The organism is Mesorhizobium ciceri WSM4083, assembly GCF_000519305.1.
Taxonomy (GTDB): Bacteria; Pseudomonadota; Alphaproteobacteria; order Rhizobiales; family Rhizobiaceae; genus Mesorhizobium; species Mesorhizobium ciceri_B.
The window spans coordinates 66,013-87,941 of record NZ_JAFG01000008.1; the positions used below are offsets into that span (position 1 = coordinate 66,013).

30 protein-coding genes and 2 tRNA genes are annotated in these 21,929 nt (G+C 65.0%); 14 read left to right on the forward strand and 18 right to left on the reverse strand.

Features of this window, described 5'->3' with window-relative positions:
• Nucleotides 1-2: 2 nt before the first annotated feature.
• From MESCI2_RS01000000134885 to MESCI2_RS0118645, 15 genes are all read right to left on the reverse strand, one after another.
• Nucleotides 3-1,982: a phage terminase large subunit family protein gene (locus tag MESCI2_RS01000000134885; protein WP_050596588.1), complete on the reverse strand. Its 1,980-nt coding sequence runs from the start codon at nt 1,980-1,982 to the stop codon at nt 3-5.
• Nucleotides 1,983-1,992: 10 nt separating this feature from the next.
• A complete protein-coding gene (locus MESCI2_RS0118575) occupies nt 1,993-2,598 on the reverse strand; it encodes a hypothetical protein (RefSeq protein ID WP_027037893.1) in 606 nt (201 codons plus the stop codon).
• A 259-nt stretch (nt 2,599-2,857) separates the two neighbouring features.
• Nucleotides 2,858-3,811, reverse strand: coding sequence for a hypothetical protein (locus tag MESCI2_RS0118580; protein WP_027037894.1), 954 nt, complete (start codon nt 3,809-3,811; stop codon nt 2,858-2,860).
• A 400-nt stretch (nt 3,812-4,211) separates the two neighbouring features.
• Nucleotides 4,212-5,612: a DNA cytosine methyltransferase gene (locus tag MESCI2_RS1000000136995; RefSeq protein ID WP_197031568.1), complete on the reverse strand. Its 1,401-nt coding sequence runs from the start codon at nt 5,610-5,612 to the stop codon at nt 4,212-4,214.
• Nucleotides 5,609-7,474: a phage/plasmid primase, P4 family gene (locus MESCI2_RS01000000134895; protein ID WP_050596591.1), complete on the reverse strand. Its 1,866-nt coding sequence runs from the start codon at nt 7,472-7,474 to the stop codon at nt 5,609-5,611. Before MESCI2_RS01000000134895 ends, MESCI2_RS1000000136995 begins: the two co-directional genes overlap by 4 nt.
• Nucleotides 7,475-7,478: 4 nt before the next feature.
• Nucleotides 7,479-7,820 (reverse strand): hypothetical protein, encoded by a 342-nt coding sequence (locus tag MESCI2_RS0118595; RefSeq protein WP_027037895.1) that lies wholly within the window; start codon nt 7,818-7,820, stop codon nt 7,479-7,481.
• Nucleotides 7,820-8,674, reverse strand: a complete 855-nt coding sequence (locus tag MESCI2_RS0118600) for a DNA methyltransferase (protein ID WP_027037896.1) — start codon at nt 8,672-8,674, stop codon at nt 7,820-7,822. Before MESCI2_RS0118600 ends, MESCI2_RS0118595 begins: the two co-directional genes overlap by 1 nt.
• Nucleotides 8,671-9,018, reverse strand: coding sequence for a hypothetical protein (locus MESCI2_RS0118605; protein ID WP_027037897.1), 348 nt, complete (start codon nt 9,016-9,018; stop codon nt 8,671-8,673). Before MESCI2_RS0118605 ends, MESCI2_RS0118600 begins: the two co-directional genes overlap by 4 nt.
• Nucleotides 9,015-10,409, reverse strand: coding sequence for a helicase (locus MESCI2_RS0118610; protein ID WP_027037898.1), 1,395 nt, complete (start codon nt 10,407-10,409; stop codon nt 9,015-9,017). Before MESCI2_RS0118610 ends, MESCI2_RS0118605 begins: the two co-directional genes overlap by 4 nt.
• Nucleotides 10,406-10,888 (reverse strand): GcrA family cell cycle regulator, encoded by a 483-nt coding sequence (locus tag MESCI2_RS1000000138490; RefSeq protein WP_050596592.1) that lies wholly within the window; start codon nt 10,886-10,888, stop codon nt 10,406-10,408. Before MESCI2_RS1000000138490 ends, MESCI2_RS0118610 begins: the two co-directional genes overlap by 4 nt.
• On the reverse strand, nt 10,885-11,355 hold the full coding sequence (locus MESCI2_RS1000000138495) for a hypothetical protein (protein WP_027037899.1): 471 nt from the start codon (nt 11,353-11,355) through the stop codon (nt 10,885-10,887). Before MESCI2_RS1000000138495 ends, MESCI2_RS1000000138490 begins: the two co-directional genes overlap by 4 nt.
• Nucleotides 11,352-12,518 carry a DUF7146 domain-containing protein gene (locus tag MESCI2_RS01000000134905; protein WP_050596593.1) on the reverse strand — a complete coding sequence of 389 codons (1,167 nt, stop codon included), beginning with the start codon at nt 12,516-12,518 and terminating at the stop codon, nt 11,352-11,354. Before MESCI2_RS01000000134905 ends, MESCI2_RS1000000138495 begins: the two co-directional genes overlap by 4 nt.
• Nucleotides 12,519-12,627: 109 nt before the next feature.
• Nucleotides 12,628-12,894 (reverse strand): hypothetical protein, encoded by a 267-nt coding sequence (locus MESCI2_RS01000000134910; RefSeq protein WP_197031569.1) that lies wholly within the window; start codon nt 12,892-12,894, stop codon nt 12,628-12,630.
• The gene (locus MESCI2_RS0118640; protein ID WP_027037900.1) at nt 12,894-13,244 is read right to left on the reverse strand and encodes a hypothetical protein; all 351 of its coding nucleotides are present in this window, start codon (nt 13,242-13,244) and stop codon (nt 12,894-12,896) included. The genes MESCI2_RS01000000134910 and MESCI2_RS0118640 overlap by 1 nt, the downstream gene beginning before the upstream one ends.
• Nucleotides 13,245-13,736, reverse strand: coding sequence for a hypothetical protein (locus MESCI2_RS0118645; RefSeq protein WP_027037901.1), 492 nt, complete (start codon nt 13,734-13,736; stop codon nt 13,245-13,247).
• A gap of 179 nt (nt 13,737-13,915) precedes the next feature.
• Between MESCI2_RS0118645 and MESCI2_RS01000000134915 the strand changes: the two genes are divergently transcribed.
• Both MESCI2_RS01000000134915 and MESCI2_RS0118655 read left to right on the forward strand, forming a co-directional pair.
• Nucleotides 13,916-14,053, forward strand: coding sequence for a hypothetical protein (locus tag MESCI2_RS01000000134915; protein WP_155936635.1), 138 nt, complete (start codon nt 13,916-13,918; stop codon nt 14,051-14,053).
• Nucleotides 14,054-14,293: a hypothetical protein gene (locus MESCI2_RS0118655; RefSeq protein WP_027037902.1), complete on the forward strand. Its 240-nt coding sequence runs from the start codon at nt 14,054-14,056 to the stop codon at nt 14,291-14,293. It abuts the gene before it with no gap.
• 8 nt (nt 14,294-14,301) lie between these two features.
• Here MESCI2_RS0118655 and MESCI2_RS0118660 read toward each other — a convergent pair whose 3' ends face one another.
• Nucleotides 14,302-14,550 carry a helix-turn-helix domain-containing protein gene (locus MESCI2_RS0118660; protein ID WP_027037903.1) on the reverse strand — a complete coding sequence of 83 codons (249 nt, stop codon included), beginning with the start codon at nt 14,548-14,550 and terminating at the stop codon, nt 14,302-14,304.
• Nucleotides 14,551-14,660: 110 nt separating this feature from the next.
• On the opposite strand from MESCI2_RS0118660, the gene MESCI2_RS0118665 reads away from it, so the two are divergent.
• The 10 genes from MESCI2_RS0118665 to MESCI2_RS0118710 all read left to right on the forward strand — a co-directional run bounded on the left by MESCI2_RS0118665 (nt 14,661) and on the right by MESCI2_RS0118710 (nt 20,830).
• Nucleotides 14,661-15,287 carry an XRE family transcriptional regulator gene (locus MESCI2_RS0118665; protein ID WP_027037904.1) on the forward strand — a complete coding sequence of 209 codons (627 nt, stop codon included), beginning with the start codon at nt 14,661-14,663 and terminating at the stop codon, nt 15,285-15,287.
• A gap of 97 nt (nt 15,288-15,384) precedes the next feature.
• A complete protein-coding gene (locus tag MESCI2_RS0118670; protein ID WP_027037905.1) occupies nt 15,385-15,981 on the forward strand; it encodes a hypothetical protein in 597 nt (198 codons plus the stop codon).
• Nucleotides 15,978-16,211, forward strand: a complete 234-nt coding sequence (locus tag MESCI2_RS01000000134920) for a hypothetical protein (protein ID WP_032900969.1) — start codon at nt 15,978-15,980, stop codon at nt 16,209-16,211. The genes MESCI2_RS0118670 and MESCI2_RS01000000134920 overlap by 4 nt, the downstream gene beginning before the upstream one ends.
• Nucleotides 16,208-16,849 carry a hypothetical protein gene (locus MESCI2_RS01000000134925; protein WP_050596594.1) on the forward strand — a complete coding sequence of 214 codons (642 nt, stop codon included), beginning with the start codon at nt 16,208-16,210 and terminating at the stop codon, nt 16,847-16,849. The genes MESCI2_RS01000000134920 and MESCI2_RS01000000134925 overlap by 4 nt, the downstream gene beginning before the upstream one ends.
• Complete coding sequence (locus MESCI2_RS0118685) at nt 16,849-17,289, forward strand: hypothetical protein (RefSeq protein ID WP_027037906.1); 441 nt, start codon at nt 16,849-16,851, stop codon at nt 17,287-17,289. Before MESCI2_RS01000000134925 ends, MESCI2_RS0118685 begins: the two co-directional genes overlap by 1 nt.
• Entirely contained in the window at nt 17,286-18,425 is a 1,140-nt protein-coding gene (locus MESCI2_RS0118690) for a DNA polymerase III subunit beta (RefSeq protein WP_027037907.1), read from the forward strand. The genes MESCI2_RS0118685 and MESCI2_RS0118690 overlap by 4 nt, the downstream gene beginning before the upstream one ends.
• A gap of 12 nt (nt 18,426-18,437) precedes the next feature.
• The gene (locus MESCI2_RS0118695) at nt 18,438-18,698 is read left to right on the forward strand and encodes a DUF2312 domain-containing protein (RefSeq protein ID WP_027037908.1); all 261 of its coding nucleotides are present in this window, start codon (nt 18,438-18,440) and stop codon (nt 18,696-18,698) included.
• A 245-nt stretch (nt 18,699-18,943) separates the two neighbouring features.
• The gene (gene ssb / locus MESCI2_RS0118700) at nt 18,944-19,447 is read left to right on the forward strand and encodes a single-stranded DNA-binding protein (RefSeq protein ID WP_027037909.1); all 504 of its coding nucleotides are present in this window, start codon (nt 18,944-18,946) and stop codon (nt 19,445-19,447) included.
• On the forward strand, nt 19,447-19,719 hold the full coding sequence (locus tag MESCI2_RS01000000134930) for a hypothetical protein (protein WP_032900972.1): 273 nt from the start codon (nt 19,447-19,449) through the stop codon (nt 19,717-19,719). Before ssb ends, MESCI2_RS01000000134930 begins: the two co-directional genes overlap by 1 nt.
• Nucleotides 19,712-20,830 carry a hypothetical protein gene (locus MESCI2_RS0118710; RefSeq protein ID WP_032900973.1) on the forward strand — a complete coding sequence of 373 codons (1,119 nt, stop codon included), beginning with the start codon at nt 19,712-19,714 and terminating at the stop codon, nt 20,828-20,830. The genes MESCI2_RS01000000134930 and MESCI2_RS0118710 overlap by 8 nt, the downstream gene beginning before the upstream one ends.
• A gap of 69 nt (nt 20,831-20,899) precedes the next feature.
• Here MESCI2_RS0118710 and MESCI2_RS0118715 read toward each other — a convergent pair.
• Nucleotides 20,900-20,976: transfer RNA gene (locus tag MESCI2_RS0118715), tRNA-Arg, on the reverse strand.
• Nucleotides 20,977-21,023: 47 nt separating this feature from the next.
• Entirely contained in the window at nt 21,024-21,329 is a 306-nt protein-coding gene (locus tag MESCI2_RS0118720) for an ETC complex I subunit (protein WP_027037911.1), read from the reverse strand.
• 140 nt (nt 21,330-21,469) lie between these two features.
• Here MESCI2_RS0118720 and MESCI2_RS0118725 point away from each other — a divergent pair.
• Together MESCI2_RS0118725 and MESCI2_RS0118730 are read left to right on the forward strand one after the other, a co-directional pair.
• A tRNA-Pro gene (locus tag MESCI2_RS0118725) sits at nt 21,470-21,546 on the forward strand.
• A gap of 96 nt (nt 21,547-21,642) precedes the next feature.
• Complete coding sequence (locus tag MESCI2_RS0118730) at nt 21,643-21,924, forward strand: hypothetical protein (protein WP_027037912.1); 282 nt, start codon at nt 21,643-21,645, stop codon at nt 21,922-21,924.
• The last annotated feature ends 5 nt before the right edge of the window (nt 21,925-21,929 follow it).

The following is a 21,929-nucleotide window of genomic DNA, read 5'->3' on the forward strand; positions in this document are numbered from 1 at the left end:
CCCTATCCTTTCAGCCAGCCGGAGCGCGCATTGACGAAACCTTCCCGTGGCCGTGCGGGCTTGCCTTGCGGCTGCGGTGCCGCCGCCGACGGCGCGCGCATCTGCACCTGCAGGACATCAGGCGAAAAGAAGTCAAAATCCTGCGGGAAACCGCGATCGGCGGCGAGCGTGCGCCACTGGTCGGAGGTCATGCGCGACAGGCCGAGATAGTCGGCAAGCGCCGCATTGTAGATCTCGCAGTCGAGCAGGTGGTTTTCCTCGCCGCCGCGGACTTTCCAGACCCGGCGGGCACGGCCGCGATAGGTTTCGGTGGCCAGATATTCCGAGGTGATCTGACGAAAATAGACTTCGTCCTGCCACCAGGCGAAGTGACAATAGCCAGCAGGATCGACCGGTTGTCCCGCGGCAATGCCTTCCTTGCGCAGCTGCGCGTAGAAGGCGCCCTTCAGCGCCCAGGTGCCGACCTTCCAGACCATGGCGCCGCCGCGGACCCGCTCGCCCTTGAAGTCGATGTCGACTTTCGTTGGCTGGCCAAGCGCCGGACGGCTCCAGCCATCCTCGCCCTTGAGCGCGAAACAGGCCGCCTTGCCGCGCACCCAGGTATAGACGACATGGGCACGGTAGCCGCTGTCGACGCCGAACAGGTCGACTGTGCGGGCGCGGCCATAGGCGTCCGGCCATTGCGCGACGCGGATCTTTTCCAGTTCGGCGAAGGCGCCGGCATGCGGATCGTCGGTTTCGCCGGAGAGATAGCCGGCGTCGACGACCCAGCTCTGCCCATCCGGCGCCCAGGCCTTGATCGAATACCAGATGCCGCGCATTTGCACGTCGGCGGCGCCGGTCAGGATCAGGCCGGCGGGCGGGATGTGGCCGCGCTTCTGTTCCTTGTCGCGGCGCAGCATCAGCTTTTCGTGGTCGGGCGCGTCGCCCTTGACCTCGAACGGCAGGCCGAGCGTCAGATTTTCGAAGGTCTTCAGCTTGAGCGGGTCGCCGGCCGCCTTGACGAAGCGCTCGGCGATCTTCTCCCACGGCACGAACGGCGAGGTCAGCGCGTCGAAATGGTAGCTCGGATGCGCGCCGGGCCTGGTCGCGGTGGCGATCCATCGGCCCTTCTTCATCAGCTCGACCTTGTCGGCCGACTCGACGATCGCGCCGCAGCAGGGTGTCGCGTAATAGGCCTTGTAGGGGAAGGTCTCCTCGAACTTGAAGAAGGTGCGGTCGAAGACGAACTTGAACGGCGCGGCACAGCCGGGGCACGGCATGTGCCAGTAGCGCTGGTCGCCGGCGTGGAAGCCGCTGTCGATCTTCGAGGCGCCCTTGACGGTCGGCGTCGAGATCTTGGTGCGCTTCCATTCGCCCGACATCAGGAACGATTCCTGGCGGCCCTCGATCATGCCGAGCGGATCGCCCTGGCCGTCGAGATCGTCGGGGTACTCGTCGACCTCGTCGAGCAGTGCGACCTTGATCGTCTTGGAGCGCAGGTCGGCCGGCGACGATGCGATCGCCAGCGTCAGCGAGCCGCCGGGATAGACCTTCGACGTGGTGGTCGAGGCATCGCCGGCGCGGCTGGTCTGCGGCTTGACCTTGCGCTTGAGCGCCGGCGTCTTCTCGATCGCCAGCGCCAGCTTTTCGCGGTTGAAGTCGGACAGCGCGCCCGATGTCGGCTGGACGATCATCACCCGGCACGGGTCCTGGTCGATGATGTGGCCGACCGCGGCGAGCAGCAGCGTGGTGAAGCCGGTCTGCGCCGACTTCCGGATGTCGATCTCGTTGACGCCGGAATCCATCGCCAGCATGTCGAGCGGCTCGATGATGTAGGGCGTCAGCGAGGCGTCCCATGGCTCGTTGGCCTTGGGGCCGTCCGGCACGATCAGGTTGGCCTGCGCCCATGCGCTGGGTGCCATGCGCTCGGGCGGCATGATCAGCGCGGCGAGCGTGCCGGCGATCACCGCCAGGGCGGAGCGCTTGAGGTTGAGCTTCATGGACGGTCTTTCAGTCGGCGCCGAGATCGAACTCGTTGCCGGTTTCCTCGTCGACCTGGCCTTCGTTGCGCTGCAGGGTCAGCGCATCGGCGGCACGGCGGCGGATCTGGTCCTTGATGTCGCGCAGCTTGCGGCGCAGGGCCGGTTCGCCGTCTTTGGCTGCCGCCATGATCTCGCCAGCGAAGGTCGGCAGTTGCTCGATGGCCCGCACGATCGCCTCGCCGGCCCGCACCATGGCGGTCTCGACTTCGGCGACCGGCACCAGCTTGCCGAGCCGTTCGCTGACGTCGAGGGCGGAGCGGCGCGCTTCCCACTGCGCCTTCTCGGTCTGGGCGTCGCGCAGCGCGCTCGGAATGTTGGCCGGCTCGGCGGCCTTCTCCTCGCGCACCGTCTCGGCGGCCTGCTCGCGGTAGGCGTCACCGGCGGTGCCGATCGCCTTGTCGAAGGCGGCAAGGTCGACCTGGCGCTCGCGGCCGTTACGGCGCGTGGTCAGCAGGCCCTCGGCCTCGTAGCGGTCGACGCGCTTCTTGATCGCCACCTTCGAAACGCCGCGCATGACCGCGATCTCGGACAGCGACTTCCACACGGGCGTCGGCAGGTCGGCAGGCGATTGCATGTCTGAAACCTGCCGAGGTTTACCGTTCACCGGCCATCGTTAACATCGTAAACCCAGTTTTCCGCACCCTCTCACTAGCGAACCCTCGGGCTACGCCGTCCCGCATACGGTTTGGAGGCGGGGAAGGACCCGTGACTGGGAGGGGGTCGGCGGCGCTGGGCAGGGTGCCGAAACGAGAACACCCCGCGACCGGTTTGCGGTGGCGGGGTGTTCGATGCTTTTTATCCGTGACAAGACATCCACCAAATCGCTGCACGCGTCAAGCGGGTGCTGCATTCTTTTTGTTGAACAGCTTGAACCATGAGGGGAAGCGCAGGGCCATGGCTGCATCGGCCTTGTCCTGCTGTGCCTTGAGCAGCACCGCATTGCCGACGAGATCGGGCAGCACGCGCGCCATCGGCATGGGCGTCAGCCATGGTGCCACCGGTATGGTGGTGGGCAGCATGACCACATCCTGCATCTTGTGCGCCACCGTCTCATGCACCATGGCCAGCGCCGACAGCCAGATCTCATGCTCGGCCCTGGCGATGATGGCGTTGACCGGATCGGGGTCGAGGTAGGGCTTGGTGTAGGCGCCAGGCAGCGCATCGCCACGCTTGTCGACGCCATTGACCTCGATGGTGCGCGCCACCGTCTCATCGACACCATCGACCACCTTGCCGGTCAGCTGGTCCTGCGTGACCTGCAGATAGTAGCGCGGTTTGCCATTGCCGTGGCGATCGATCTCTTGGCGGACAGCGTCGAGCTGCATGCCATCCGCATCCCAGCCCATCACCGCGCGCCTGATGATCAGCTCGGATGGCTTTAGCCTGAGCGTCACCCTGCCCTGCCCGTCATGCGTCATGCGTCGCCATGCCTCGCTCACCGCCTTGGCGCCAAGTCCGCCGAAGCGGTCGAGCTCGGGCGCAGGCCGCCAGTCCTCGGGCAGTTCGAGCGCACAATCGTCGAGCGCCATCACCGCGTCGCCGATCGCCTGCGCATCCTCGCAGGGCCAGCTGTCGGCGGAGAAGTCCGGCACCGCGCCATAGCCGTTGACGCCGAAGGCATCGACCAGCGACAGAAGCTCGGCGAAACGCCCGGTGCTGTCCCATCCGCCGGCCATCGCCATCGGCCCATCCTGCCGCCTTGGCACCTTCGGCAGTTCGTCGCGCCACGCCCAGGCGATGACATCCTCGACCGGCCCGCTGCGCTTTCCCTGGGCATTGCGGCTCAAAGGACGGTTCCTGCTGGTCACAAAGCCCAGATCAGCACCATCTGCACCCGTTTTCATCATCTGCACCCTTTCTCGAAGTGGCTAAACCATTGCTTTCGCAAGCAAAACAACAATAGAAAAAACGCGATGGTGCAGATGGTGAGGGTAACAGCCGATAACGCATATGAGTGGCAGAACATCTGCCCTATCACCTTGCCGAGACATCACATGCGTACCCGGAAATAACCGGCACCATCGGCACCATCTGCACAACATCTTGATTTCCCTATCCCTTTCACGGTGCCGATGCGGCGACATGGCGGGCAGATCGGCACCACCGGCACCGCACAGGGTGCCGACAGACGCGATACCAAGCATCGCAGCGCGAAGCCTGACCAAGGGGAGAAGGGAAAATGCGCGCTCACGGGATCTTGCCCTCGCGCGTCAGACGCTCGATCAGGTCGATGCGCATGCCGATCCAGCGCATGAACGGGATCGCCATCGAATTGCCATAGGCCTTGTACTGCGGCCCGTCAGGACACTTTTCAGGCGGTCGACCCTTCCACGGAATGCGGCAGCGATCATCGGCGAAGCCCTGCAGGCGAGCGCATTCATGCGGCATGAGGCGGCGGACAACCGCGCCAGCGATGGCGGGTGGATGCGCCTGCGCCGAGAGCGCGTGCATTGGGTCGCCAGGCCGTGGATTGCTGCCGTTGGCTGGACTTGTGATCTGCGTCGTATAGAATGGGATCGATACCGCAGGCTGCATTGTCGTCTTTATCGGCGGCGCGCAGTGGTCGTCGATCGGCATGGATTGCGATTCCGAGGCATACCAATCGAATGCCAGCGGAATGCCGCGACCGGTCCCGTCTTCGCTTGCGTCAAACCCCTCGCCGCGCAGCGTGTGGGCGACATGCAAGCCCCTGTTGCTGTGCGCTGCACCGGTGTCGAGCGTGGCGAAAACATCATCACCGCAGGCGAGATTTTGGCCATCGAAACCGATCAACGCGTGCGGCTTGTCCCCGCCACCCGATGACGCCCGCACAGTGTCGGCGACCTGGTCGCCTAGTTCTGCCGTTCCGCCTTCATCCCGGCCGCGGAGCGCAACGCTTCGAGCAGTTCGGGCGGCAATTCCTTGCCCCGCTTTTCGGCGCGGCGCAGGATGCCCCTGCATGCCTTCGGGCTCAAGAAGTACCGCCGCGGCACGTCGCCAGTCTCCAAGATATCCAACAACGACGACACGTCGCCGTCGCTGTGGGACGGCACGAGCGTAGCCGTCCACTCGGATATATTGAGCGTCAAGCACGCGCCACGCGATCCCGTAGGATGCAGCGCTTCCCGCAACGATGCCGGCACCGCGCCACCCCCCCCTCGGCACTTCGATTGCCCTTCCGGTGAGGAAGCCCAGAAAGTCTGCAAAGTCTCGTCCGGTGGCGCTGGAGAAGACGCCGGGCACATTTTCCCAGACGACCCAGCGGGCGCCAAGGCGCTTAGCCAGGCGGACATACTCAAGGGCAAGGTTGCCGCGCGGATCATCCAGGCCGAGACGCTTTCCGGCGACGGAGAAGGATTGGCAGGGTGTCCCGCCGACGAGTAGGTCGACAGGTCCAGCGTCGCCTGGGATGGATGTGAAATCGCCATGGTTCGGCACTCCGTTCTTGGAAAGCGGCTCGCCCGGCAGGTTCGAGCCGTAGTGATGCGCAAGCACTGCGGACGGGAACGCCTCGATCTCGGAAAAGAATTTCGGCCGCCAGCCAAGCGGTTCCCACGCCACCGATGCCGACTCAATGCCGGAACAGACCGAGCCATAGGTCAGCGTCACCGCCCGTCCTCCCCATAGCTGCCCTGCCCGTGGTCGCCGCCCTGGCTCTGCCATTCCGGCCTGATCCCGATGCCGCGATAGAAGGTTTCGCCGTGCGATCGCTGGCGCTGGAACTGCCTCATCTGCCCGTCCGGGCCTTCAAAACTGCGCTCGGCCGACTTGGCGAAGCGCTTTTCGAAGGTCGAGCGGTTGAAGGCGAAGACGCCTTCCGAAGCCGCGAATTTCTCGAAGGCGTGATAGAGGTCGATCGGCTTTTCCTTGTCGTCGGGAATGCCGGTGACATGGCAGGCCATGCGGATGAAGGTGCCGATGGCATCGCTTTCCTGGCGGTATTCGTTCGACGCCGCGCGCACGCCTTCCGGGATGTCGAGGCCGTGGTTGAGGTAGTCGACGGCGCCCTCGACCATCCAGGCGAACACCGCGCCGGCCTCGGCCCGCAGCTTGCGCGGCAGCGCCCGGTCGGTGTCGCCCTCGGCGATCTGCACCGTCCACGGCACCAAGAGCAGGCGGCGCCAGATGCCGTCCGAATCATCGTCGATGCGCGGCTTGTGGTTGCCCGACAGCACGATCTTGAAATGCGGATCGACCTCGAAGAAATCCTTGTGCAGGCGCCGCACCGGGATCTTCTCGCCGCCGGTCAGCGTCTTGATCAGCGCGTCCTTGAGCTTGACGCCGGCCTCCGGCTCCGATGCGGCCACTAGGCGCGCGCCGGGCAGCCGCGCCAAATCGGGCGTCGCCTCGCCGCCGCCGCGCTTGTTGTCGCCGGAAAAGCTGTCGATCGACAGCGTCACCGCATAGTCGCCCATGATGAAGCAGAGCAGGTCGACGAAGGTCGACTTGCCGTTGCGGCCGGCGCCATAGAAGAACAGCATCACCTGCTCGATCGTCAGCCCGGTCAAGAGATAGCCGCAGAAGCGTTTCAGGAAGGCACGGATCGCCGCGTCGGGCTGCACCTTGATCAGGAACTTCTTGAATTCGGGCATTTCCGGCGAAGCCGGCAAGCCCGACCGGGCGTCGCGCCCGTTGGCGCGCCCCGCCGGAGCGCCCTCGGCGCGTGAGGCAGAAGGATCATCCCAGTCCGCCTCGACCATCTTGGTGATGAAATCGCCCTGCCGGTGCTCGCGCAGCCGCGCCTGCCAGCGGGTGACGATGCGCGGATCGTCAGGATCCGATTCCTCGTCCTCAACCTCGACCTGGACGAACTCGATCGTACCGGCACGGCAGTTGACGCTGTAGCGGTCGGTGTTGAGATCCCCGACCTTGCGCGCCATGTAGGGCTGGCCCTCGGCGAGCAGGTTGTTGAGTTTCGACGATCCTGCCGTCGACTTGGCATGGCGGCGGCGCGAGCCGATGCGCGCGCCCAGCTGCTCGGCGACGCGTTTTGCGGCCTCGACCGCCATCTCGTAATCGCGCTTGCGGGCAAGTGCCGAGATGTCGGGCAGGCGCTTGCCCTTGTCGGCCTCCATGCGCGCCAGCGCGTCGAGCGCCACTTCGCCGGCGGCCATCATCGCCTGTTCATCGTCGCTCGGCTCGATGACGCCGGCTTCCTTGCGGATCGCCTCGGCGGTGCGATGCGCCAGGCGGCGGATCAGCGAGCCGTCCTCGTCTTCCTTCCATCGCTTGCCGTCGAAGACATGCCAGCCGATATGCGCCACGCAGATGGCGATGTGGCTGGCCGCACCCGCATGCTCGCTGGCGAGATCGCCAAAGCGGCGGCGCAGGCGGCGGCCGTTGCCGATGTCGGTTTCCGGCTCGGCCGCGCAGGCGGCGAGCAGAAGCTGTTCGGGCGACGGTTCCTCGCCTTCGGGCGGCGGCGGGTCATCGTCCGGCAGATCCGGTGAAAAATCGTCGTCATCCTGCATGCTGTCAGGTGCCCATCCGGCCCATGCGCACGTGCGTCGTCACGCTGCGCAGATATGGCCGTTCCTCCAGCACCGCCGCCGGCCGCCGCCATGATTGCCGGCCGGCGCGCTCGGCCTTGTCTTCAAGCCGGAAATTCGACGCCATGCGGTTGATCGCCTGGAACACCCGCAATTCCTTGGCGGTCGCGCGGTCGAAACGGTGCGCCATGTAGAGATCGTAAAGCTCGGCACCGCGCTTCATGCGGCGGTTGTTCCAGTCCTTGCGGCATTTCGGCGTGCAGAACTCGCGGCCCGTCGCCCGCTCGAACGGCTCACCGCATTCCAGGCAGGCGTCTAGGCGCGCCATCAGGAAGCGGGCTCCAGTTCGTTAACCATGTCCTCGGCGGTCTCTGGCGCGTCGTCGGCCTCTTCCTCACCCTCTCGCGGCTCCAGTGCGGTCAACGCGTCGGCCGACACCGCCGCGATTTCGCGCGTCATGTTGATGCGCGCCTGGCGGAAATACTTGTCCTTGAGCTCGAAGCCGAGGCCGCGCCGGCCCGACTGCACCGCCGCCCAGACTTCCGAGCCAATGCCGAGGAACGGCGTGAACACGATGTCGTCGGGATTGGACCACAGGTCGATGCAGCGCTCGATGACGTCGAGCTGCAGCGGCGAGATGTGGGCTTCATCGTTTCCATCCCGCGCGGTCAGGTATTGCAGGGTGCGGGTCTGGCGGATGTCCATCCACACCGGCGACGCATAGCGCTGCCAGACCTCGATCGAAAACCAGTTGCGGCTGTCATTGTCGGTGGTGAACTTGGCATAGTCCGGACCCTCACCCTCGCCGACATAGCGTTTCAGCGCGCCGCTGACCGGCTCGGGATTGTCGCCAGGCTTGCGGAAGGCGACGATGTAGTCGGCCAACCACAAGCAGGTGGTGAAGGACTCGACCATTTCGGGCCAGGCGCTGGGCATGGTGATGCGCAGCATTTCCAAGATCAGGAACTGGTAATGCTGCCAGAAGGTTTTCCCCTCGGAATTCGACAGGTCGCGATCCGAGCCGGAGAATTTGTAAAGCCCCTCGAAGGGCGGCGAATGCACGCCGAAATGCACGCTGTCACCCGGTACGGCCCGGATCAGCTCGCAGCTGTCGCCCTGGTAGATGGCGTAGCGGTCGGTCACGTCCTGGTCGACGGCTTTTATGGCGGGGAGCTTTTTCATGCCGCATCCCCCGCGAGTGCCGAGACATCGAGCGGATGTGACAAGAGGATCTGATCGCTGTTTGGGCGTGCGAAAGCGACGTACTGACCTCCGGGGTAGCCGGTGACCAAAAACGCCCTTTCGCCGGATACGGTGATTTCTTCGCCGAACCTCGGCGGTGGATCTATGCGGGCGATGGTCGAGACCTTCAGGAACTCACGGAACGAAACGTCGTAGGCGTGAGTGTACTGGCGCCAAGCTTCGGCTCTGGCCTTGGACGGCGTTGCGGCAGGGAACGCCGACACCGGGAAACCCTTGACCTTAACGTTGTACATCTTGAGCCTGAATTGCCCTTCGTTGCTCACGCGAACTCCTCCCAGGCTGGCAGCCGCAACTTCTGTTTCGGCTGGTAATCGTGCCGCTCCAGCGCCGCGCCGCGCACCGCGACCGACGACATATCGGCCATGTGCCGCACCATCGCCGCCGCCATGCGCTCGGCGTCGGCTTCCTTGCGGTCGAGATTGGCGATGATCGCGCCCTCGGTGTCGGCGGCGATGAAGTCGGCGGTCACTTCGCTGCCCTGGCCGAAGCGCCAGAAGCGGCGGATCGCCTGGTAGACCTGCTCGAAACTGTCGTTGAGGCCGACGAAGCCGGTGCGGTGGCAGTGCTGCCAGTTCATGCCAAAACCGCAGATCGACGGTTTCGTCACCAGCACGCGGATCTTGCCCTGGCTGAACGCCTTCAGCTTTTCTTCCTTGTAATCGTCATGGTCGCTGCCGCGCACCTCTACGGCGCCGGGAATGGCCTTGGTCACGCCTTCGGTCTCGGCGTTGAGGTTGCCCCACCAGACGTAATGATCATCGGCCGGCGTCAGCGCCACCGCACGCGCGATGCGGTGATCGATCGTCGATTTGCGCGCGTGGTTGCGCTCCTGCAGTGTTTTCGCCTGCACCGGCAGCAGCGAGAACTGCCCGCCATCGTCCCAATGCGATCCGGTCTCGACCACATGCAGACGCTTGGTCAACGGTGGCAGTTCATAGCCGTCGTCGGAATAGCCGAGGTCGGACGGCTTGCGCAGCATCACCGCCCATGACGCCATCCAGCGCCAGAACTCGTTTTCGGCATGGCCCTTCAGCCGCCAGCTTTTCGTCTCCGACCCGTCATGGGTGAAGAAGGTCGCCAGCATCGAGAAATAGCTCATCACGCCGAGGAACTCGGCATGGCTGCCCAGCTCCATGAAGTCATTCGGCGCCGGCGTTGCCGTGGCCGCGAGCCGGAACGGGATCGGCCTGGCGATCTCGATCAGCCGGTTGCGGTAGTGGCCATCGAAGCTTTTCAGGATTGAGCTTTCGTCGAGCGCGATGCCGCCATAGCGGGAGAGATCGAACAGGTCGAGCTTCTGGTAGTTGGTGATCGCGGTCTCGTCGACCACGCCGTCACGGGTGACGACGCGGGCCAGCAGATCGTATTTCTTCGCCTCGTCCTCATGCTGCGGCCCGACCGCCAGCGGCGCGAACAGCAACACCGGCTTGCCGGTATGGTTGGACACCACGCGCGCCCAGACCAGCTCCATCAGCGTCTTGCCGAGCCCGGTGCCGGCAAACACCGCCGCCCTGCCCCGGCGCAGCGACCAGCGCACGATGTCGCGCTGGTGCGGAAACAGGAACGCCGGCAGGTCCGGCAGATCGACCAGCCCGCTGGCAACATCGGCCACGCGCTTCTGCGCCAGGAAGTCGTGATAGGATTGCAGGGTCATGCAGGCACCCGCTCGCGCGTTGCGCTGGCAAAATGGCGCCGGCAATAGGGCACGGCGCCGGCCGCTTCCGATCGCTCGGCCCCGCACACCGGCATTTCGGGACCGTCAGAGCTGAAAGGGTCGCCGACAAAGTGCAGGCATTTCCTGGCGTTGACCGCGTCGAGGAAGCCGACCGGCAAGGTCGCCGGCAGATTCTGCGCCGGCACATACGGCTGCGGGCGCTCGAACACTGGTTTGGCAGCGACGAACGCCAGCTTCGGCGGTCTCGGCCGGCATGGCGCCGGGCGCCGCACGGGCCTGCCGTCGCCAGCCTTGATCGGCCGAACGGTGAGATGGCCGCCAGCACCGTTCAGACGCAGGATCTTGCCGATGATGGCATTGCGGCTGCGCCCCATCTTGGTGCCAATCTGGCTGGCGGAAAGGCCCTCGCCTGTCAGTTTGCGCAAGGTGTCGATCTCGGCCTGGCTCCACTCGCTCATTGTTCGTCCCCTATCGAAAAGACATGGAAGATTGCCGGTGTGCGGTGGCTGGCGGGCCTGACTTCCTTGATCAGCCCGCGGCGCATCAGCTTGTGCTGGAATGTCTTGACCGAGGCCGGCGCCACACCGGCGACGTCGGCCAGTGACAGCATCGACATCTGCACGTTGCCGTTGCCGTCCTTGGCGTGATCCATCGCCCGGTAAAGGCGCAAGACGGTGACCGTGATGCCGACGCTTTTGGCGACGTCGAAATCGCGCGTGCAGTTGGTGGTCGACGGCGGTGCCGACTGATCGACCGGCGGCGCTGCCAAAATGCCCTCGAAATGCTTCTGCACGAAGCTGGTCGGGCTCATGCCGGCAGACTTCGCCGCCTTCTCGATGGCCGCATTGGTCGGCCGGTCGCACTTGACCGAGAAGCGATACCAGATGCCGGTCGGCTCCGGCAGATGCAGGGCGTCGCCCCTCATGCCACTGCCCTCGCCCTGGTTTGCGCCGCCCGTTCCCGCAACACGTCGTTGAAGTCCTGCCCGTCCGGCGCCCAGTCGATCCCGGCGTCATGACCGGTCAATTCGAAGCGGTTGCGGGCGCGCATCATGGCGGCCTGCGTGGTGAAGCGGTCGCTGTCGCCGTCGCCGAGCAGGATCAGACGCTCGAAATCGTCGGCCGGGATCTGCAGGCAGTCGGTGTCGGAAAGGTCCGGCTCATGGCCGCCGACCTTCTGCCTCCGCTTGCGGCCGATCCGGTCGGTCATCGTCAGCGAGGGATGCGGGATCTGTTCGGCCGCCTTGCCGGCAATGTTGCCGATGTTCAATCCACACCAGAGCGCGCAGTCGCCATGTTGGGAGCGGTGGAGCGACGCCCATGACAGCACCGTCTCGATACCCTCGCCGAGCACGCAACCGCCACCGGGCTGGCCGTCGAACAGCACGATCTTGCCGCCCTTTTGCGACCCCTCGACCTTCTTGGCATCGAGCAGGTCGCCGGTCGCGGGATCCGATATCGCCGCCTTGCCATTCGGCCGCGACAGGTCGATCCAGGTGCGATGCACGCCGATGAAATGGCCGTCAGGTCCGGTGATCGCCGCCAGCATCGCCGGTCCGCTGTGGATCACCTTGAACTCGTCGCCGGCCTTGCTGCGGTGCCAGTAGGCAAGGCTCGACACTTCGCGCAGCGCCTTGATGCGCCATGCGGGGAAAGCGATGGCACGCAGCGCAAAATAGTCGCGCAGCCAGTGGCCGCCACGCTCCGGCTCGATCGGCGCGGCGTTCTGCCAGATCTTCCAGGCCCGGCGCCGCGCCTTTTCGCGCCATTCTTGTCTGTCGTCGTCGCTCTGCGCCGGCGCCCGTTTGGCGGCCGCGATCGGCTTTTCGCCGGTCAGCTGCTCGATCGCCTCGGCAAAGCTGCATTGATGCACATGCTGCACCAGCGCGATCGGATCGCCGCCGGCGCCGGAGGCGCGGCACAGGAAGACGTTCTTGCCCTTGTCCAGCGAAAACCGGTCGCGCCCGCCGCAGCACGGGCACGGCACGCCGCGCTCGTCGATCTTGCAACCCTCCGCCGCCCCAAGCGCCAGCGCCACGTCGACGATCGACATGTCACGCGCGCGGGAGACGATCTCGGCGGGGATCATTGCTTCGTCCCCGGAAAGCGCATCTGCAGGCCAAGCCGGATATCGCCTGTCACCGAATCCAGTCCGCAATTGGCGTCATCGAGATCCATGGCAAGATCCGCAATCATGTTCATGACGACGGTTTCGAGCGCAGCCATGGCGTCGGGATCAGTTCGCCGGTCTTGCGGATCTCGTAGCCGCGCGCGCCCTCGATCACCTCGGCATCTGCCACCTCGCGGCAGTCGACGCCGGAGCAGCAGCCGGCCGGATAGGCCCAGCCGTTCGGCGCATCGTGCGGCCATGCCTTGCCATGCGTGCCGGCAAGCACCAGGCCGGCGAGCAATCCCGACACTGCCAGGGCACCGGCCATGGAATGGATCGGGCGGCGGCGCATCATCACCACCGCTTGCCGTTGGCGGCGAGGCGCGCCTCGGCCTGGTGGTCCGCGCGCTTCGCATTGTAAGCGCGCTTTTCGCGCACTGCGCCTTCGAGATCGTAGCCATAAGCGCCGGCGTAATCGAAAATCCGAATCAGAGCATCGGCAAGCTCGACTTCCGCCATCTTGCGATGAGGCAGCTTGTCATCCATCAGATCCTTGCGCTCGCCTTCCATGCATTCCGAGATTTCGGAATGGATCAGGCAGAGCAGTTCACCCTTGTTCCGCTCCAGCCTCTCGCCGGTTTGCGGGTGATGCCACCAATGCTGATTGGCGGCATGGCAGTCGCGTGAATACTCGTTGAGGTCCATCTACTTCGTGCTCCCGACCACCGACAATCCGTTGACGCGCGCCGAAGCGGCGGCGCGGCGCAGGTCGGACACGGCGTGCTCGAGCGAGGCGGCCGAACGGTCGATGCCGGCGGCTTCCGAAGGCGTCAGCCTTCCATCGGCAAAGGCAATGGCGCCCTTGGCCATCAGCTCGCCGGCCTGCACCACCACTTCGGCATGGCTGGCCATGATCGAGGCGTTGGCTGCGTCGCCGATTTCGGCGTCGGCCAGGCGGCGGCCGTTGAGTTCCGCCATCACCGCCGTCACCAGCGGTGCGCCGCACTCGGCCTCCAGCATCAGCACCGCCGTCAGCGGCATCAATTCGGGATCGCCGGCATTGTTGAAGCGGCCGATCTGGCTTTTCGACAGCGAGGCGATTTCGGCCGAGCGCTCGATGCCGCCGGCCCGTGCGATCAGGTCGCGCTGCGCGGCTTTCAGCCGGTAGAACCATGCGGTGGGCAAAGTGTCGGACATGGCGTGCCTCAAGGGTCAAAAAGAATTCCCGCGCCGGGAAAACCCGGCGGCGTTTCCCGTGGTGGGAAGGCTGCGGTGGTGGTGATGTGGCGGTGTTCTGAAACCCGCCTATGGAGGCAACAGTGCCCTGCTCATTCCGCCATCTCCTGGATTGCTTGATTGGAAAGGCCGGTCCCGGCTTGGGAGGGCACGGGACCGGCCGCGACGCCGAGGGGCGTGGCGTCGAAATCGTCGAGGTGAAGGGCGGCGGACCGCTGCGCCTGCGCGATAGGTTCAGCCGTGAACGCGCCCGGCTTGCGATCGAGCAGGAGGATTGAATGGCCGACGAAAAGGCCCCGGCGCTGACCGAGCCGGTCATCGTGCAGTGCCTGTTCTGCACCGGCGTCGACGTCCAGCACACCGAGAATTTCACGCGCCTGATCGGCTGGGTCGAGCTGCCGGCGCCCGGCTATGACTTTCAGGAGCGTCGCATCATCGCCCGCATGGTGATGCCGCCCGAGATTGCGCGCGCTCTGTCGCGCGACCTGCGCCGCAGCATTTCCCGAGGAGACCATTGATGCGCTCATCATGCAGCCTCAAATTTCTCGGGGCGATTTTCGCGCAGCCAGGCGAGCCGGCATTCATGCATGTCGGCCGCCGTCACGGCGCCGTCGGTGAAGACGCGGATCTTGTCGATCATGTCGGCATCGGGACGCGAGCGGCCGGTTTCCCAGTTCCATACGGACGTACCGTCGCGATCGCCATCGAGGCCGAGGGCCTTGGCAATCTCGGAACAGGAGAGGTTTTTCTCCTTGCGCCACTCTGCAAGCTGCATCGCGAAACTCCAATCGTCTCCTATATCGCACAAATTTCGATATCGCTGTCAAGTGCGATATCGCATTTTCTTCGATTTTCAGAGTTGCGCGGTTCGAATAGGCATCTGCCATGAAAAACCGCATCCGCGAATTACGGGAGGCGCAGGGCCTTTCACAGGAAGCCTTGGGCGCCAAGATCGGCGTTCACTGGCAGACCGTGCTGCGCGCCGAGTCGGGCAAGACCGCGCTCGGCACCACCAAGTTGCGCTATTACGCCCAGGCGCTCGGCGTCGAGCCGGACGAACTGCTGCAGAAAGACGAAGGCCGCATGGTGACGGTCAAGGGTTTTGTCCAGGCCGGCGCATGGGCCGAAACATGGGAATGGAACGAAGACGATCAGTACACCGTGCCGGTCCCTGACGAGCCGGCCCTGCGCCATTACACCTTGCACGCCGCCGAGACACGCGGGCCGTCGATGAACCGGCGTTATCCGGAGGGCACGGTCCTGGTGTTCACCGACATTATCGAGACGCAGAACGATCTGCATCTTGGCAAGCGCTACATCATCGAACGCGAGCGCGCCGACGGTTTGCGCGAAGCCACGGTCAAGACACTATGGCGCGACGAGGCCGGCAAGATATGGCTGTTGCCGGAATCGGATGACCCTCTTTTCCAGGAGCCGATCCCGATCGATGGCAACGAAGACGACACCGTTCGCATCGTCGGCCGCGTGCGGTTTGCCGTGAGTCGCGAATGACAATTGACAGGCTATCGCATTTTTTTCGATAAGCCGCTTGACATAACATCGCATATTCTTCGATATTGCGCTCCATCTCAACCGATGGAGGCGCGCCGTGCATCAAACCCGCAGTCAATCCGAAACCGCCGCGCCGATCCCTGCCAGCCTTGCCGGCAAGCCCGGCCAGCGATTCAGCGATAGCCGCCGCGTCGAGCACCCCGAGGCCGGCAGCGGCGGACGCAACCCCCGCGCCACCGAACTTGCCGACGCCTTGCGCGAGATCGCCGGCTGCGGCGACGGTGCCACCGAAAAGGACCTGTCCGTCCTTGGCTTCTCGATCGGCGAGATCCTCGCCCATCTGCCCGAAGCCAAGATGATCCTCGCCGAGACCTTCATCCGCGAGATCGCGCCGACCGGCGACCGGATGCAGCAGATCATCGAGAAGGCGATGGCCTCGGCCGCCCACATCATGCCGCGCACCGCAGGCCTCGACGAAGCCAGCGAGGAGAAGGCGGCGATCGAGTGGCGGCGCTACTGCCAGGCGCGCGCCGCCTTCAAGCTCGACCCCTGGTGGTCGCAATCCGAGCGCGTTCTCGCAATGCTGAACGCCTTCCTGCGGCGTCTGCCGCTGCTGGAGCGCGAGGCCAACCGCGTCATCTACGCCATCGCCGCCGAACAGAAGGCGACCGTGCACCGGGGCGAGCACATATGAGCACGGCAGCAGAAAAGACCGGCGTGCAGACGATGGATGGTGGTCCGGTATTCCCGACCGCGCTTTCCGATCGCGAGGGGATAACCCTTCGCGACTGGTTCGCAGGGCAAGCCCTCGCCGGCCTTGCCGCCAATCCAAAATCGGAAAGCTCGGCGCTTTTACATGCGATGGCAGCCTATGCAATCGCCGACCGCATGCTTGCTGAGCGCGCCAAGGCAGGTGCACAATGAACGCCGCCGACCATTCGTTCTGGAAGCAGACGATCACCGGCCGCGCCTTTCCGATGTCCGGTTTTTCCGCGCTCGACATCGACCTGCATGGCGACGTCGCCGAGGGGCTGGCGCGCATCTGCCGCTTCGGCGGCGCGGTGCCGGGCAATTCCTATTCGGTGGCGCAGCATTGCGTGGTCGGCGCCGACGCGGCGATGGAAGAAACCCGCGACGCCAACATCGCGGCATATTTCCTGCTGCACGACGCGCATGAATTCGTCTTCGGCGACATGACGACGCCGGTGGCCAAGTGGCTCGCCGTCATCGCCGCCGAACTTTATGGCGGCTCGGCGCACGGCATGGTCGAGACGCTGATCGCCACCGCCAAGGCCCGCCTCGACATGGCGATCTGGCGCGCCGCCGGCATGGCGCCTCCGGCCAAGACCTACCGCGCGGCAATCGCCGATTTCGACCTGCGCATGCTGGCGACCGAGCAACGGCAATTGCTGATGCCGGCGCCGAAAAGCTGGGGCGCGGCCATCGACACCGCCAAGCCGATCCCGATGCGCGGCCGGCTGTCCGCATGGCCGGTGGCCAAGGCCGCCGAAGCCTACCGCGAGCGCCTGGCCACGCTCTGCCCCAACGCCAGGAGGGTGTGATGATGTCAACGAACGAAGCCCAAGCACTGACGATGTCAATCGGGCGCGACATCAACCGACTGGACGCGGAAGCGTTCGCATCACTGGTCAAACTCAGCAAACACTGGGGTTTTCTCCACGATCAAACGATCGACCATCTCGTCAAGGAAGGCGTCCTTGTCCACGAAAGCGCCGTCGAGGCCGAGCGGCAAGAGTGGGAAGAAAAGCTATCGACCTCGGTAAACGAGCTGGAAAAAGCGCAGGCCAAGATCGACGATCTGCGCGAAAAGCTTGGCTACCAGTCCGGCGAACTTGACCGCCTTCAGGAGATGATCGCCGACCGCAACGTCGCCGATGCGCTCGACCTGTTGCGCGACATGCACCCCGAACATCAATTCCTCTCGCCCGCAGCCGAACACATGCTGGCCGGCATTCGCCGTCAGGGGACGATGGCGCTATGATCAAATTCTCCGTCGCCGCCTTCGCCGAAGCCGCAAAAGCCATCCGCAACATTCCCGGCGGCTCGCGCAACATCGAGATCCTCGACCATGCCCGCCTCGAAGTGGCGAGGAAGAAGCTGACCCTGACGATGTCGGACCTCGACATCGAGGCCTGCGCCACCATCCCTTGCGAAGGATCTGCCATCGTCGCTGCCATCCCGCGCGCGGTGCTGGAATTCTTCATCTCGCGCGATGGATCGGGCGACGATGCCGGCACGCTGACCTTCGCAGACGACATGAAGACCGTCGTCGCCCGCCAGGGCAAGGGCCGGCTGACCATGCCGATCCTGCCCGGCGCCGATTTCTTCCTGATCGGCGCCGGCGAGACCGACTGGAGCATGGCGATCCGTGCCAACGAATTGGTCGATCTTCTGCGCACATGCGAAAAGGCGATGGACGAGACCCGCCACTACATCCAGGGCGTGCTGCTGCACGTCACCGACAGCGAATTGCGCGGTGCAGCCACCGACGGCCACCGCGTCCACGTCATCGGCGTCGACGCACCCGAGCTGCAGGGCGACTTCCGACAGCGCGACGGCGGCAGCTACCGCGGCGTCACCATTCCCGACCGCACGGTCAAGGAGCTGGTCCGCATTTTCGATGGCGACGAAAGCGAAGTGACGATTGCAGGTACCGCGGCGATCATCACCGTCGAGGCGCAAGCCATCCGCGTCACCTCAAAGCTGATCGACGGCACCTTCCCCGAATACAACAGGCTGATGCAGGCGCCGGGCGAATTCCGCATCTGCGTCCCAGCCAAGGCGCTCGACGCGGCGATCGGCCGGCTCCTGGTGCTGCCGCGCAAGGACGGCAAGGGCAAGGCCGAGACCGCGCGGCCGATCCGCATGACGCCGGTCGACGGCGGCCTGCGTCTGGAGATCAAGGGCAACGACGCCGACGCCGAGGACCTGATCGACTGCGAGGTCGAGGGTGCCGGCGAGCCGATCGTCGTCAACTGCCGCTACATCAGGGACGCGCTTGCCGCCGCCGGCGGTTCGAAGGTCACCTTCGCGCCCTGCGCCGAAAACCCGGTCGGCGTGCGCCTGCTGCCCGACAGCGACCGCTCTTCTTTTCTCCTCATGCAAATGCGTTTCTAACCGGAGGATTTCATGTCCGACGACATCACAGACACCAGTCAGACGGTCGCTGCCGGCCAGCTGCGCGCCTTCATCGAGCGCATCGAGCGCCTTGAGGAGGAGAAGAAGACCATCGGCGACGACATCGGCGAGGTCTATAGCGAGGCCAAGGGCACCGGCTTCGATGTGCCCGCGATGCGCGTGATCGTCGCCATGCGCCGCAAGGACCCGGCCGCAAGGCAGGAGGCCGAGACCATCCTTGAATTGTACATGGCCGCGCTGGGGATGGTGTGATGCTGAAGCAGTCCGACATCACCAGGGCGCAGAGCCTGTTCGCCGACCGCAAGGTCATGCGCGCCATGCGCACCCGCCTCGATACCGATCCCGTCGCCCTGATGGTCGGCGAAGGCAAGGACGCCGGCGTCATTGCGCTCGGCTCCGTCTATCTCGCCGAGATCGTCGGCAACGTCAAAAGCCGAACTCGACCGCAAGATCGACGGCATCAACGCCACGCTGACCGACATGGGAGTGGAACCGTAATGGCTGGATCTGTCAACAAAGTCATCCTGGTCGGCAATCTCGGCGCCGATCCCGAAGTGCGGCGCAGCCAGGCCGGCGACCCGATCGTCTCGTTCCGCATGGCGACCAGCGAAAGCTGGAAGGACAAGGACAGCGGCGAGCGCAAGGAACGCACCGAGTGGCATTCGGTCGTCGTCTTCAACACGCAGCTCGCCGAGGTCGCGGAAAAATATTTGAAGAAGGGCATGAAGGTCTATGTCGAGGGCCAGCAGCAGACCCGCAAATGGGCAGGCCAGGACGGCATTGATCGCTACACCACCGAGACGGTGCTCAACCGCTTTCGCGGCGATATCCAGATGCTCGACAAGCTGCCCTCCAACCGCCCGCCCGGCGCCGAGGGCGCCGAAGACTACGGCAGCCAGCGTTCGCGCGACACCGATGATCGCCGCGCCGTCGAGGAGCGCACCCGCCAGGCGCAGACCTCGCGAGGCTCGCGCGAACTCGACGACGAGATCCCCTTCTGATGAGCATCCGCTTCCACGTCGATCCGCGCGACGTACCGCCCGAAAAGGCGGCACGGCGGCTCGGCCTGACGCTGGAACAGTTCACCGACCTCTTGCCACGGCTTTTGTCGCGCGGCTTCCCGGCCACCGACCCCGACACCGGCAATTACGATCTCGACGCCATCGACGCATGGCGCGCGGCGCGCCACCGCCGCCTCTTGCCTTCGGCGCCCGCTCTGGCGCACACTCCCGGCCTTGTCGCTGCAAGGCTGGAGAAGCTCTACGGTGGGTAGCGTGGATATCCCCTATTACGTCGTCAAGAAGGGGAAGTATGGCTATTGGCAGCCGACCAAAGCCATGCGATGGGCCGGCTTCGCCGCCGTCCGTTGCGGCATCGACGGGCCGCAGGCCTGGGCGACCGCGGCACTTTGGAACGAGCGCTGGCAGCGCCACCGTGCCGGCAAGGCGCAGGACCTCAAGCCGGAATTCCCGGCCGGATCGATCGGTGAAGCCTTCAACCGCTACCGCGCCACGGTCGAATGGACGGCCAAGAAGCCGCGCACGCGCGAGGAATGGGAGCGTGCCTGGGCGCGAATCAGGCCGGTGTTCGGCGATCTCGCGCCGACCGACCCGGAAGTATCGCTGGAAAGCTTATCGAGCCTGCGCCAGTTGATCGCCCAGACCGTATCGCTGCGCGAAGCGCACCGCGTCATCAAGATCTGGCGCGCTTTGTGGAACGTCTGTTCGGCGCTGCAATACTGCCACGGCAAGGCCGACCCCTCCACCGGCATCCGCAACCGGGCGCCGAAGGCAAGGGCTTTCAGCTGGCGCGAGGGCGAGGCCGTCCGCCAGGCCAAGCATGCATGGCGGACGGGCTATCGCGGCCTCGCCGTGGCAATCGCCATCGCCTGGGACACGCAATTCTCGCCCGTCGACCTGCGCCAGCTGACCATGGCGGCGATGAAGGGCAGCGGCTTCGATCGCTATTTCGACATCGGCCGCGCCAAGTCCGGCCGCGACGCGCTGGGCACGATGAGCCGTCGCACGCTCCGGCTCCTCGACGCCTACCTGGCCAAGGAACCGTGCGAGGTCGGCGCCATCCTGCGCAACCGTTCCGGCGCGGTCTATTCGCGCTTCACCATGCCCGACGATTTCCGCGCCGTCTGCGAGACGCTGTTTCCCGGCGACCGCCGCACGTTGGCCGACATGCGCCGCTCCGGCGCCATCGAGGCAATGGCCGGCGGCGCCCAGGCCGGCACCGTCTCGGCGAAAATGGCCAACACGATCGACACATCGAACGCGCTGCACGCCACCTATCAGCCGGTCGACCTCGCCTCCGTCCGCTCCGCCGACGCCGCCCGCCGCCTCGGCCGCAAGCGCATCCGCGAGAACGAAAAGGGGTGAAAAGTTGGAACTCGCTCCATGATCGAGTTGGAACTTTTCAGCCGGCTAACTCCTAAGTGCTTGATTTATTGGCGATCCCGACAGGATTCGAACCTGTGACCATCGGCTTAGAAGGCCGGTGCTCTATCCAGCTGAGCTACGGGACCGCTGGCCGGCCGGCGGGCCGGCTGGATATTCTGGCGCCGGACGCCGTTCAATGCGTCCAGGGCGTCCTGCGGTCATAGCGGAAATTCTCCGCATAGGAAATCTGGCGGCGCTTGGTCTCTTTCGGCTCTTCGACGCGGAAAGCGAGCCCTTGCTTTTCGGCATAGGCGACCGCCTCTTCGCGCGTGTCGAAGCTGAGCCTGATCTGGCTTCTCATGTCTCCCGACGTCGTATAGCCCATCAGCGGGTCGATCTTCTTGCGCGACTCGGGATCGAATTCCAGCACCCAGTGGCCGGTCTTGGCCTTGCCGGACTGCATCGCGGTTTTGGCTGGGCTGAAAATGCGCGCGGACATGGCCACCTCGTTCTTGTGCAAGGCAGCATCGCCACCCTTCGCCCGTCATTACTGCGCAATGCGCACGGCGGCAAGGTTTTTGCTCTCGCAGGATTTTGCTCTTGCCATGCAACACCGAAATGAATAGGCAACAGACCGTTCGGAGTGTAGCGCAGCCTGGTAGCGCATCTGGTTTGGGACCAGAGGGTCGGGAGTTCGAATCTCTCCACTCCGACCATCCCCTCAAATGCCCAATGCCCGACGCAGCCATATGGTCACTTGCTCCGGTCGTGCATCCGGCGGCCGCGGGCCGGTTCGGCAAACAGGGGTTCAGATGCTTGGAATCGATGCCTGGGTGTCGCTTTTCGGACCGGCCTATTTTGCCTATGCCGGCATCACCGTTCCGTTCATGGTGACGTGGGCAATTGCCTGCGCCGCACTGGCGATGTGGAACAACCGTGAAAGCCGCAGACAGGCGAGGCAGGCCCCAGGGGCCGTCGTCTCCCGCTCCTGGCGTGTCAGTATCGGAATGTTCGTGCTGGTCGCCGCCGGCTATATCGCCGCCCACTCCGCCGTCTACCTCGCGGTCCGTCACTTCGCCAGAATGTGGCTCTGAGACTG